General features: G+C 61.8%; 12 protein-coding genes. 4 read left to right on the top strand and 8 right to left on the bottom strand.

Going from position 1 to position 12,685, the window contains the following annotated elements; translation table 11 throughout:
• Positions 1–155 precede the first annotated feature (155 nt).
• The 4 genes from ADBZ9O_RS26985 to ADBZ9O_RS26970 all read left to right on the top strand — a co-directional run bounded on the left by ADBZ9O_RS26985 (position 156) and on the right by ADBZ9O_RS26970 (position 2,657).
• Complete coding sequence (locus tag ADBZ9O_RS26985) at positions 156–395, top strand: hypothetical protein (protein WP_526526226.1); 240 nt, start codon at positions 156–158, stop codon at positions 393–395.
• A gap of 272 nt (positions 396–667) precedes the next feature.
• Positions 668–1,543, top strand: coding sequence for a TIR domain-containing protein (locus ADBZ9O_RS26980; RefSeq protein WP_526526224.1), 876 nt, complete (start codon positions 668–670; stop codon positions 1,541–1,543).
• Positions 1,544–1,576: 33 nt separating this feature from the next.
• On the top strand, positions 1,577–2,083 hold the full coding sequence (locus ADBZ9O_RS26975) for a hypothetical protein (RefSeq protein ID WP_526526223.1): 507 nt from the start codon (positions 1,577–1,579) through the stop codon (positions 2,081–2,083).
• A 379-nt stretch (positions 2,084–2,462) separates the two neighbouring features.
• Entirely contained in the window at positions 2,463–2,657 is a 195-nt protein-coding gene (locus ADBZ9O_RS26970; RefSeq protein ID WP_526526221.1) for a hypothetical protein, read from the top strand.
• Between the two features lie 58 nt (positions 2,658–2,715).
• On the opposite strand, the gene ADBZ9O_RS26965 is transcribed toward ADBZ9O_RS26970, so the two are convergent.
• From ADBZ9O_RS26965 to ADBZ9O_RS26930, 8 genes are all read right to left on the bottom strand, one after another.
• Entirely contained in the window at positions 2,716–3,108 is a 393-nt protein-coding gene (locus ADBZ9O_RS26965) for a hypothetical protein (RefSeq protein ID WP_526526219.1), read from the bottom strand.
• A gap of 69 nt (positions 3,109–3,177) precedes the next feature.
• A complete protein-coding gene (locus tag ADBZ9O_RS26960; RefSeq protein WP_526526218.1) occupies positions 3,178–3,750 on the bottom strand; it encodes a hypothetical protein in 573 nt (190 codons plus the stop codon).
• Positions 3,750–4,928, bottom strand: coding sequence for a phage major capsid protein (locus tag ADBZ9O_RS26955; RefSeq protein ID WP_526526216.1), 1,179 nt, complete (start codon positions 4,926–4,928; stop codon positions 3,750–3,752). Before ADBZ9O_RS26955 ends, ADBZ9O_RS26960 begins: the two co-directional genes overlap by 1 nt.
• Before the next feature lie 4 nt (positions 4,929–4,932).
• Entirely contained in the window at positions 4,933–5,493 is a 561-nt protein-coding gene (locus ADBZ9O_RS26950; protein WP_526526214.1) for an HK97 family phage prohead protease, read from the bottom strand.
• A complete protein-coding gene (locus ADBZ9O_RS26945) occupies positions 5,490–6,659 on the bottom strand; it encodes a phage portal protein (RefSeq protein ID WP_526526212.1) in 1,170 nt (389 codons plus the stop codon). Before ADBZ9O_RS26945 ends, ADBZ9O_RS26950 begins: the two co-directional genes overlap by 4 nt.
• A 277-nt stretch (positions 6,660–6,936) precedes the next feature.
• Positions 6,937–8,331 carry a terminase large subunit domain-containing protein gene (locus ADBZ9O_RS26940; protein ID WP_526526211.1) on the bottom strand — a complete coding sequence of 465 codons (1,395 nt, stop codon included), beginning with the start codon at positions 8,329–8,331 and terminating at the stop codon, positions 6,937–6,939.
• Positions 8,332–8,685 (bottom strand): hypothetical protein, encoded by a 354-nt coding sequence (locus ADBZ9O_RS26935; protein ID WP_526526209.1) that lies wholly within the window; start codon positions 8,683–8,685, stop codon positions 8,332–8,334. It abuts the gene before it with no gap.
• Positions 8,686–8,966: 281 nt separating this feature from the next.
• Positions 8,967–12,311 carry a phage tail family protein gene (locus ADBZ9O_RS26930; RefSeq protein WP_526526207.1) on the bottom strand — a complete coding sequence of 1,115 codons (3,345 nt, stop codon included), beginning with the start codon at positions 12,309–12,311 and terminating at the stop codon, positions 8,967–8,969.
• Positions 12,312–12,685 lie beyond the last annotated feature (374 nt).

Here is a 12,685-nt window from a genome sequence, read left to right as displayed (position 1 = left end):
TTGCAAGCAACAGGGAGTCCCAGGGGCAACGCGTTCATCCGCGATCCGCGCCTTGGTGCTCAATGGGCTTGAGGCATACCGAGAAGTAAGCCAGGAGAAGGAGAAGACCACGGGGTAACGCCTGGCCCCGTTCGATGGTCCCGCAACGACTCTGTGTGGGTGCTATCAACACAGGCACCGAGAGGGCGATCATGTCCCACCCGGAAAAGAATCCCCAAGTCAGCGGGTCACGAAAGGAGGGAATACCCGACGACACCCCGACCGTCGATGAAGTCTTTGAGCGGGCTAAACAGCGCAACAGTGGCATGATGCGGAGTCTGCGGAACGGCATGGCTTTCCAGATTGGTAAGGAAGCAGCCAAGCAGCTCATCGAGTTGCTGATGGACAACACCTAGCGTCTATAAACGCGGAGAATTCTGCGAAGTTTGCGACGCACTATCTAGCGCACAAAGCTCTGGCCCGCGCCATTTCGGCGGCGCGGGCCTTTTGCTGCCCAGGGCATCGTGGTCGGGTCGCAGCACTGTGACTACGTGACCATCCACCGGACACATCTATGTCTGCTGCGGAGCGACGGTCTACACGCCTGGCCCTCGGTGAGGGTTGCCGGTCGCGGGCGTTGGATGGGCGGTAAGGGTGATATGTCGGATGCAATCAGTAGCGTGAACCCGTGACCGCAAATGCGAGAGTTTTCTTTAGCCACGCATCCGAGGACAAACCGATTGTTCGCCAAGTGCTGCGATTGCTTACTGATACCTATCCCGAGGTCGAGCCGTGGCTTGACGAATTCGAGATCGTGAGCGGCCAAAGCCTGCTTGAGAAGATCGGGCAGGGTATGGATGGGGCAGAGAAGTTCCTAGTTTTTCTGTCGCCAACTTCGATCAAGAAGCCGTGGGTTCTCGCCGAACTTCGCGATGCGCTCACCCTCGACATACAGGGCGTAAAGCCTGATTTTGTCATCCCGGTGATCGTGGAAGGCCTGGACGCCCTGCCGCCGTTCCTCCGAGATAAGAAGCACATCGATCTGACAAAGCTCACCCAAGATAAGTGGCTCCCCGAGATGAAAGCCGCGATCGATGGGCGCTTCGCTGATCGCAAAGTCGAGGATGAACCTAATCTGGTCGTACGGTGCGAACGGCACCCGACCCGCGTCAATCTCGGGACTCTCGTGTTTTCTGCAAACTTCTGGGCTGAGCGCTTGTCATTCCAGATTGAGACGACCGCGCCCATTCTCGTCCACAAAACGGGCTGGCGCACTGGTGGCTTTCGTGGCGCATATACGGAGCATCGTGCAAACCTCCAAAGCGTCGATGCGTCAAGATACCTCTTGAACATTGCGCGCCAAGGGGAATCGCTCTCCCCCAAAGAGACATTCGAGGTGCGGTATCGAATGCCCAAGGGAGTTGACGCCTTCGCCTCTGTTGTCGCATTCCGTAAGTGGGATGGCTCTGGGCCATCGAGCACTATTCACGTGATGGCAACAAAATTCGAGGGCGACCGCGTTGACGACTTGCCGAGATTCCCGCAAGTGGACGATGAAGACTGAAACATAGACCCGTTAGCTCTCTACGATTGCCTCATGACGGCGGCGTTAGCGTTGATCCCGGTTCTCTCAGTGTTGGCCGGCGCCGCTATTACCTACTGGCTCAATGTTCACTCACGCAATCGAACACGTATCGAGGACATCTACCACGACGCCATAGCGGCGGTGGCCGTCGCTGCGGCCAGTAAGGATTACATCGGGCAGGTCGGCCCGTGGACGGGTGCAACCAACGATGAGTACACCGAGTTCATATCCCGGCTTGGCCAAGATGGCACAGAGAGATACATCAAGGCCGTGGCCGATGCACGCGCCGCTATCGCGCGAGCCTCGGCATACGAACCCGACCTGCGCCGGTTCTACGCCGAGACATCTGGCTCCGAATTCGATGCCGTGATCGCTGACGAGATCATCGCCGAAATCCGTCACGCACTAGCACTGCGAAAACCCTCGAAGCGCAGAAACTGCCTGCCGCCGAAGCGGGGGGCAGTTTCTACCATCAATCGATCAAAGGCAGTCAGTCGATCGTGGGGGCCTGATCTGTGAGGCGACTGCGTTCACGCCGCCCGTGGGTGAGCGGTGCCGGATGCGGGCATTGGACGGCCGGTAAATTCAATTCTCCGGCTGTCGGAGCACTTCGATATAGTGGTGGGTTACGTCCGTTGAGCATCTAGGCACAACATGTAGGGGCTAGAAAAAAAAGAACCACAATATACGGCGCGCCACGCCCCAAAATGTCGTGCCGAGGGTGCATACTGATCGCAGTGAGCAACACCCCGCATCAAGCGCGGTGTTGAGCGCCGGATACGGGGTGCTGTGGTGTACCTAAGGAATACCCACTGTAGTCGTACCGGACGCTCCGTCAACTCGAACACCTGTAGTGCCCCGGCGCATTTGGGCAAGGTGCGAAGAATGGAGTGCCCACATGGGCAAGGTATTGAGGCCGGGCGAAAAGGCCCCGGCATCAGGTCTGTATCCGATCGTCGGCCCCCGTGGCGGCGACATAGGCAAGGACCGGACTGTCGTGAAGGGTGAGCCGATGCCCCCAACCCCGAAGTCGGGGCAGGGTTACGGCAAGCCGGATCGCGCGCGTAACGGCGATGGCACCGGCTCTCGCTAACCGCCCGCAAAAAGAACCGCCCCCGTCACTACGACGGGGGCGGTTTCTTGTGCCTGCCCTACTCCTGCGGCGGGCTGTCCAGCAGTTCGGTGATTGTAATGGTCGCATTCTCGACAGCGCGGAGGCGGAAACGCACGTCCAAGTAGTGAGTCATCTTGAGCAGCAACTCAAACGGGTCAACATCGTGAATCTGGATATCGACCGCCCGGATATCTGAGATATCCGAGATGTGCCGGTCGCCACGTTCAGACTTCCGCACGGCGATGACGTGCGGGTCGTGCACGCCAGACTCTCCACCACCGAAGCTGAACCCGATGATCTGGAACTCGTCTTCGTCAACCCCAGTCCAGTCGTAGATGCTCTCCGGCCCGGTGAGCTTCTCGTCGAGCTGCGCGGTTCCCTTCCAATCGGGGAAGCCCACTTCGGCGTGACCCCATTCGTGCTCGTCCATTGCCAGTTCCTTTCTCGTCCCACTGTCGAGATCAATTATCGGGTACGCCAGAACCGAAAAGACGAATTTTTAGAACGCAAACCACAGCTTGCGGAATGGCGCGATACTGGCCAGCACGTCGGGGTCCAAATCCTGTGGCTGGGCAGCCGACCACTGATATTCGACAACATCAACGCGCTTGGTGGTGAGCGATCCGGCGGGGTTGGTACGGCGGTCGTACCACCGGCCCGCTTGAATCAGGCAGGCCATCTTGATGGCCTCGGGTGTGGGCTGACCCCACCTGGCGGTGATCACAACCCACCCATGGACAGCACCCGGAATCGTCAAATGTGTCCACGGCTTACCCTTTTGGCTCGCGTTTGGCGGGCACAGGGTGAAGTCGGTGACCTCGGTGCCGTCGACCTCGATCAGCAGATCGTCGGTCGTCATAAGGTCATCGATGTTGACCAGCGTTCGGCCCCGGAAGTGTTCGGCCTGGTAAGTGCGCTCTTCCGGCTCGGTGACACCAAACTGCCTCCCGGTGGCCCTGTCCACGGCACGGGAGGCTGCGTCGCAGACCAACGCCAGCTCCGCATCGTCGGCGTCGATGCGGAGCCAGCTTGCGAGGTCGATATCCTTGGCATAGCTTGTCGCCCAGCTCATTACACGTCCTGGGTGGCGAGAACGGTGTAGGCCTTGCGGTTCTGAATGTTCCCGTCAGCCCTCTCCCAGGCTACAAACTCAACTTCGCCATTGCCGGCGCGGGTCCATGGGTTAACGACCACGGTCAGCGGTGCGACCCTGCGGATCAAATACGATTCTTTTAGGTCGCCAAGGATCGCGAAGTTGGTGGAATCGCCTGTGGCATTGGGCATCTGCTGATCGAGTACCACAGGGTATCCCAGCAGCGTTTTCTGTGGTGCGCCACCGATGCCCGACGCCGCCTGATCGAAGATCAGCGGTCGGCCGTTGTCGTCTTCGAGCTTGCGGATCTTGGTCCACGTCGCTTTATTCATGACCCAGCGGGCGTTCTGTTCGTAACTTGGGTCCAGCGCGGCCTCCAGGTCCAACAGATCAGCGTAGGTGATCGTAGTGGTGGTGGTCAGTGCCTTGTCTTCGGTGAGGCCGGCATGGCAGATCCCGAAGGGCAGGGTGGTGCCACCACCTACGGCGAAGTCGCTGGCCTGTTTCCGGGCGATGCGAGTGCCCAGAGCCTTGGCGACGTAGGCCCCTACATCGAACGCTGAATCCTGCAAGAGTTCTACGGGCACCCGCAGGGGCAGGTTGCTCGCGCCAGCGCTGGTGTACTTGAACGCCTTGAGAGCCACTGTGCCAAACGTTAAATCCGATCCGCTGGAGAACGCCGCCGATTCAGCGGTGATCGTGCCAGAAGCCCCGGTGTCATCGTTGGACGGGAATTCGAGATCGGCGCCGGTCTCGGTATTGATGGTCTCGACTTCGGCAGCCAGACCGCCGAAGGCCTTCTGAACCTCAACGAGCTTCTGCCGGAACGCCGGGGCCACGGTGTACCCGCCCGCACTGTCGCCGCTGCCCTGCGCGCGAAGCTCAGCAATGTCGGCGTTGGGCTGGCCGGTGCGCAGATAGGCATCGAACGCCCGGTCCAGGGTGTCGTCCTGCTTCTGGGTGGCGACGTGGACACCGACGTGATTGACCGGGGTCACGTAGGACTGATAGGCCGCGCGGAACTGCTCGGTATCGTTGGCGCGCTTGAGATCCCCTTGCAGGGTGGTGACTTCGGCCGACTCGTCATCGGTGAGCGAGCGGGTCTCGGTCGCGGTGTTCAGCTCGGCGAGACGCGCGAGGATCTGTTCCTTATTCAATTTTCTAAACCTTTCGGTGGTGAGCCGCGAACCATGCGCGGAACATCTGAGTGCGGCCATCGATAGCCGGTGTGGTGATCTCGGTCAGCGATCGGAGCTGGACCGAGGTGTCCGCATATGCGGGTAGTGAGACTGGGCTGATTTCGATGAGGCGGGCGACTGATACGTGCGTACGTACGTCGCGGTTGCCGACGGTGCCCCATTCCTCTTGCCCAGCAATGAATCCGAAACTCATGCCGGTGAGGTCACCCCGCGACGCCAACTCGCGAAGATCGTTCGCGTAGGTGGTGTTCGGGAGATCCAGCTCGAAAGCCAGCCCGTGGGTATCGGCACTAAGCCGTAGCGTCCCCGAGGATTGCCGGCCCAGTAGCATCGCGGAATCATGCTGGTAATAGGCGCGGACATCGGTGGCGGGATCGGCTAGGACCGCGTCGAATGCGCTGGGGGCCAGTGTTTCTAGGTAGGTTCCAATATCCGCATAGGAGCCGAAGACGGCCGCGAGGCCGGTCAGTTTGTTGCCGGTGATCTCGGAGCGGATCTCGACGCTCAAGCGTGATTGGCTCATGCTGGGATCTCCTGCAGGGTGGTGGGTTCCGGCAGGGGTGCTCTATTGAGGATTGCCCGTGCTTCGGCGTTGGTGAGTAGGCCGGCGTCCACCTGCGCGATGAGAAGATTGATCTCGGTCTCAGGCGACGGCGACAGCAAGGCCCGATAGTCGAACTCGGCTTTGACGTTGGCCGGGAACAGCAACGACAATCGATCTTCGATCGGCGCTGTCCATAGCTTGAAGGTCCATGTGGCCATGGCCTCGTGCATCTCACGGATGCCGGTACCCCACGATGATTGCTTTTCGGAAAGGCCGACCAGGCTGTCGGGGATGCCGAACCATGTTGCGATCTCGGACTTTTGGAACTGTCGGGACTGCAACCACTGGAGGTCTTCGTTCGACGCTTGCCAGGGGGTTATCTTGACGTTGCGATTGATAAAGGCGATCTCGCCTGCGTTGTTGACGCCCGCCACCTTGCGGTCCAGGCCCTCTTTAAGTTCCCGCGCTTCGTCCTCGGTGAGTTCTTCGTCAACGGTGACAATCGCGGACATCAGGCCGCCGGAAGTGAACAAACCTTGAGCGCTCTTGTCGGCGGCCAAGGCGATGCCGAAGACACCGTTACGGGCCAAGTGCAACGGTGACAGCCCGCGGACACCGTCAGTTGCCAGACTCCTGATATGCGTCATGGTCTGATCGGTGAACAGCTTCGTACTGCCGTCCTGCAAGCTCACGCGATAGGTCTTGTTGCCCGCCTTGTCGAGATCGATGCCCACCGCGTTGGGGTGGATCGGGGTAACGCCGAGTAGCTGACCGGCGCCGCCGTAGATGTGCGCCCAGAATGCGTTGCCGTGCAACAACAGATGGGCGAGAGTGGTCTGTACCAACTCGAATCGGGTGAGGCCCCCAGCAGGATTGTCGAGCCAGGAGGGCACCCGCTGAGTGATCCCGTTCTCTTCTCGCAGTGCCCGCAGTGGCAGGGTCGCAATGCCTCCGGCGATGATCTGCACACAGCGCCACACCGCCGACAGGCCGAGTACGGAGTGTTCACTGACAGAGACACCGGCAAGTGACGGGCCACCGCCGAAGAGGGCGAACACCCCGGGGTTGGCTATCGAGATGTTGCGTTGTTCGGGGGGTTCGTAGGGAGGGTCGGGGACGCGCAGCAGGCGCGTGATGAAGCTCAAATGAATGTCCTAGATGCTCAGGATCAGGTGGTAAAGAATTGACCACCTGGAGGTTTGCTGTGGCGGTTCCCCGCCTGCCGATGGGTTTGCTGGACGTGGTAGCGAGCCGGCGGTGAGAGTGGGGAAAATCGAGGGCCGGGGTCGAACTGGCTGTTCAGATCGCAAGCTTTTGACCTGCGGTTATGCAGCGTGGACAGGGCATACTGCCCGCTCACCTGCATGAATGTGCAACTGGAAAGAACTTTCCAGCTCAACACTCGCTGGATCGTTCAGTTCGCTAGAGCACGAACGCGGGCGCCTTGGGCTTTGCTACTGACACGCTGGCACGGGCATGTGCTAAGACGGCCCCGACTGCCAGGTCGATCTTGGCCGGGGAATCCTTGTGCGCCTTGGTGATTACGTCGCCCTGCGGGCTGGTCTTGACCACGCAGTTGGCGACGTGGCGTGCCAGTCGTGGGTCGCCGTCGTGGGTGATGCGACCATCCATGACCGCGGCGTAGAACGCGGTGGTGGCCGGCGCCATGCGTGCACGGCTGTAGGTCGGGAACTCGGTGACCTTGTCTGGCCAGCGGGCCGACCATTCTGCGATCTCTCGCTCCCAGTACGGCGGGTCACAGACCAGCTCGCGGACGTTCCACCGTGTCATCGCCTCGGCAACAGTCTGATTGACCTCGTCACGTGGGACACGCCAGCCCTTGCGACCGGGGTTCTCCCAGCAGCCCACGACAAAGATATGGCCCTCATCGGTGCACCCCATGAGCGCAGTACTGTCGCCGGAATACGAGCCGTCGAATCCCAGGAAAACCTTTGTGCCGCTTGGTGGCTCACCGATGGGCGCCGCGAGCGAATCCCACTTGCCGTGTGGCAGCCAGGCGGATTCGGTGGCTGTCCACACCCCGGCCCGGAACCGCCAGAACTCATGTTCCGGCAGTCGACTTAGGTCGAACTCCAACGCCTCGGCGAACCCGGGCCGGTCATAACACGGGTTGGCCCGCCGCAGGTTGTCCAGATCATCGATCGGCCATGCGGGGTCGGCCTCGTAGATCTTCCCGTAGATGGTCGGGTCATCGGCCTTGACCGAGGTGTAGAGCCCGTGGGCCATGCTGGTCAGGTCATAGCCCGGTGTGGTGATACCGAAGAGAAGGGCATCGGTGCGGGCTGCGCCCGCCATCTGCATCCCTGACCAGACGGTGTCGTCCCGTTGGAGGTGGACCTCATCGAAGAGGACCAGGTGCGGGTTAACACCTTGACTTGCCTGGAAGTTGTTGGGCCGGGTCTGGATAAATGACCCGGTCTCAGGCACTTCGATCTTGTCTTTGAAGACGTGTATCGATTCGCGGAGGTGTTCGCTGCCGCCGATCAGATCCCGTAGTTCGCGGATGAGAACGCTGTTGAGGTTGCGCTCGCTGTCAGCGATGGCGTAGACGTGACGGCGTTGCTTGAGGCAGACTTCGCAGAGCGCCAATGCCGCTGCCAGTCGGGTCTTTCCGTTCTTTCTGGGCACCTGGACGTAGGCCACTCGGGGGCGTTGATCGGCCGCGAGATCGCACAGAATCTGCCGCTGCCAGCCGTATAGGGACTCCCCCGTGGCGTGCTCTATCCACGGCACGGGGTCCTGTTTGGGCGGTAGCGGTTTGAGGTTGCGTGTCTTGGGGCCGGCGGCCAGCGCCACCTAGAACTCTGCGGCGTTCCACGCCGCTGCGGCTCTGCGGAACATGCCGAATTCGGGTGTACCACCGTGCTTGTCGGTCTCGCCGCGCCCGAACTCGATGGCGTTGACCCGTTCGGGGTCGTCGTCGGAGTACACCTCACCGAGTGAAACGCGGCGGGTGGTCAGTTTCCTGATGGCGGTACGGCGGGCCTTGACTTCGATGCTCTTAACGGTCTCGCCGCTCAACACGGGGGTGTATTCGCGGACGGTCTCAGCGACCTTGTCGGGGATGGCTTCTAGCTCTCGCAGTAGCTCCGTGTCGTCGTTGATCGCTTCGAATAGCGCGTCGCGGATTTCCCGGTTTGAAGAGGTCAAATGTGGTTGTTTCCTTTTGAGCTGTTGCAGCGCCCGCAGGCGGGAAGGCGGTTGGACAGTGCGTGGTTGAACGGGTTGCCGTCCTGGTGATCCCAACTTGTGGCGGGCGCTCCATCGCAGAGGATGCGCAATTGACAAGGGCCAGCGGGTCTTCCCCAGCGGCGGTAGTCCGGGTGGTCATAGGTATCCCGGCGCCGCGCGCGATGACACGCGCGGCACCGAGAATTCGACATGGCGAACCCGGTACAGCCAGCCGTCAGGCATGGCCGTCTGACCATGACCTACCGACCGCCCTTGGCGTATGACATGTAGGCGAGTTCCTTAGCGGCCTGTTGGCCGTTGCGATTTGGCGCTTGGGTGAAGTTCTCGATATTGACCGTCGGACCACCCTTGGCCTGTTGGGTCTGCACGGCGTTCTTGCCGTCATTGACGGACTGCTGGACTGGGGTCTTGTTCTCCCCAGCGGAGTTCGGCAGTGCGGCACCCGCGCCGGCAAAACCGGACAGGATGCGACCGGGCCATGAATTTTGCAGATTGCCCAAGGTGTCACCGAGGCCGAAAGTCTCTAGCAGACCGGAGATTCCGATGGACGCGGCTTGACCGGCGAATCCGACCGTGCGGTTGATGAGCTGCGAAGCCGTCTCAGCCGCAGCGCCCGCGCCTGGGATCATCGATGTGGCAGCCGATAGCGCTGCCATCGGTGCGCCGCCCACACCCTTGTAGCCGCCGCCTGAAGGCTGCCAAGCAGGTTGCGGCGGTGTTGCGTACTGCAATGGACCGGCAGGACTGACAGGGAGTGGATATCCCTGCGGTTGGTTACCCGCGATGGGGCCGGGACCGCCCCCTGCGGGGGCTACCGGGTTGTTGAGCGCCGGGTTGGTGTTGGCCGGGCTGTACAGGTCGGAGACCGTGGGCGCCCCTGCGCCGATCGGGAAGTAATACTGCTTCGCGAACTGTGGGTCCAGTGCGCCTGCGGCGCCACCGCCATATTGGGCGCCGCCGCCGGTTGCGCCGCCGCCTTCGAAGTTGACCCCGTTGGGCAGGGTGGCGGCCATGTGGCCGCTCTGACCCGGGTAGGGGTTGACGCCTACGTTCAGCGCACCGGGCATGTAACCCGGTAGGGCGCCCACCTTCGCGGCGTCGGCATCAGTGGCGAAGTCGGTGGTGTCGAACAGCCGGCCAGAACTGCTCTGGCCGGTCTGCAATACCTCCACCAGATCGGAGATCGAACCCGAACAGTCGGCTAGGCCGTGGATAAGGTCGGAGGCGGCCGCGTATTTCACGTTGCCGCTCGACGCCTGCGCCAGGTTCATCATCGCCGCGACGTTGCCGCCGGGTTGCCATGCTGAGATGTCAGCAACCCCCGGTGTGCCTGCGGCACCACTGGGTCCCGAGGCGTTACGGGAGGCGAGCATGCCGATCAGACCCGAACCGGTCTGCTTACCGTTCCCGGCACCCATCTCTTGGAGCGCACCGAGCACGGGGGCCATCAACATCTTGCCGATGAACCGGACCGCGTTATCTGCCAGGCCTGACAGGCCTTTCGACAGACCAAGATCGGAGTCAAGTCCCGCCGAGATGTTCGCGAACGCGTCAGCGGCTGTCTTTGACGCCTTGAGGTTGGCGTCGGTGGCTGACTTTTTGGCCTCGGTGAGACGTAGCTCGGCCTCGTGTTGGTCCTGCTGATCTTTGATGAGATCGTTTTTGGCTTTTTGGATTTCGGCCGCTGTAGCGGTGTTGTCCTTCTCCAGAGCGTTGAGGATGGCCTGGTCCTGCGCCAGCTTGTGCTGGCTCTCGATGACCGATTGCGCGGACTGGTAGAGGCTCGCCGTAACCGGGAATCCCTGTATCAGGGACATCGGATCGGTACCGGGATAGGGCACCTGCACATCGGGGCGCGAGGCACCACCACCGGCACCAGGGCCAGTCAACGGGGACGGGATACCGGTCTGGGCACTCGGCGGTGCGGCGTAGCCGATCGACCCGTCACGGCGTCGGTAAGCCCCCGGGGGCAGCCCGTTGGCGCTCGGTGGGCGGGCGGCCTGGTCGGCGCGCAGCCACGCATCAGCGGCCGGGTTCGATACCGGCGGCGCGGTGCCCCCGAAGGGTCCACCACCGGGACCACCGATACCCATCCCGGCCCGTTGTTTGGCGGCGTCGAGCGCGGCCTGGGCCTTTGCTTCGGGACTCACAGAGTCCCGATAGTTGGGGTCAAGGAACCATCGGACGCTGTTGACCGCGTTGGTTAGCACCTGGATCGGACTCAGCGCCGCGGAGACCTGCGTGGCGAAACGGCCAACCGAGGTGTCGAGCCCGTCGAAGATCGTCTTGACAATTTGCAAGGGGCCGACCCACTGCTCAAAACCGTTGCCCGCGTTGACCGCTACGTCGGCAATGGTTGGCAACATCTGAGCCACGGTGTTCAGAGAGTCAACGACACCGGGTAACACGCGATCGGAGATCGGCGCTAGCTGCATGAACGAGTCAACGAAGTTCTCGGCGACACCAACCAACTCACTCAGGGTGTTCAGGCTGGATATCAGGGCGGTCTGGAACGCACCCGATGCCGTGCTCTCACTGACCAGATCAGAGAAAGCGTTGGCCGCGTTCGTCAACGAGGTGGCCACCATGGGCAGCGCACCACTGCCCGCTGAGCTGAGATCTGTGATGGCCTTGATAAACGGTGCCGCCGCTGGCGCAAGATCCTGGAATGCCGTCACGATGTTCTTGACGAGTGTCGCTATCGACGCGCTCTGGGCTTCGCCCATCACGCCCGACAGGGCGGTGTTCAGTGCGCCCGCGATACCGGTTGTCAGCTCGCGAACTTGGGGCAGAACGGCGTTGATGGTCGCGGTGAGCTGAGGCCCGATGCCTTTGAACAGGTCATCCTGAACTTCGCGCTGTAGATCGGTGAAAGCGGGCATCAGGCCGTAGACCGCGAGCATGGCCCGCTGGGCGCCCGACGACAACTTGGTCAGCGACTCCGAGAACTTCTGCGGATCGGAGAGATTCGCTAACGCGTCGTCTACACCATGTAGACCTAACGCCAGAGTCCCGACGACACCAGCCACGCCAGTGATGGCGGCGGGCAACAGGTTTAGGGCGCCGGCCGCTGACGCGGCGACACCGCCGAGACTGGCCACGGCTACACCGGCAGCGCCGACCAGCGGTGCGAAGGTCGCGACACTGGCGCCGGTCTTGGCAGCCGAGGCCCCGAAGGTGGTGACCGCCTCGCTCGCACTCGTCGCGGCGTTGGTGAGGTCGCCGGCCATCGTCGCGGCCAGGCGACTCGTGGAGGCGTGCAGGCGGTCGTCCTGGGTTGCCATATCGCGGCGAACACGGGCAAGCCGGTCCTGGGCTGAGATCACGGCCTCTAGGTCATTGCCCTTGAGCGCCTTGGCAAGACGCTCTTCAGCCTTGGTGACTTTCTCGACAGCGACAGCGGAGCGGTCCATAGCCCGGACGACGCGGTCACTACCGCGCTCCGCACCAGCGGAGAACTCTTGGCCGAACTGGCGGCCGGCATCCTGACCAAGATTTTGGAAGCTACGTTGGATCTCGTAGGCGGATTTTCGGAGATCGCGGTCAACAACACGCGTGTTGACATCGATTGTAACGCTTGCCATTCGGCCTCTATTCAGTTTTCAGAAGTTAAGCCCGCCGTGGCGTCCCCGGCACGGATTAGACGCTTATCCCCGGAGAGGGAGGGATCATTTCCCGGACACGACGGATCGCTTGAAAGATCGTGTTCGGGCACGGCGGGAGAATGGGGGCCTGACACCGTCCGCTGCCCGGTGCGCCCCGGAAGAGGAGGAGGGCAGCGGACCGAGCCAGCGAGCGGTGTCAGGGGTGGTGGTGGCGTACACAACCGAGTAGACGCCGCGCACCACGGATGGGGAGGTGTCCTCATTTAGGATACCTATTGCGACCCCCGAATCGGGGGCTAGGGCTGGCGATCTCCCCGGGAGTGGTGTGATGGACGCCGGGAGATGTCGTATCG

It is taken from the genome of Mycobacterium sp., assembly GCF_965229105.1.
Taxonomy (GTDB): domain Bacteria; phylum Actinomycetota; class Actinomycetes; order Mycobacteriales; family Mycobacteriaceae; genus Mycobacterium.
The sequence above is the reverse complement of the archived record's forward strand: the minus strand, read 5'-3'. Positions and strand labels throughout refer to the sequence as shown.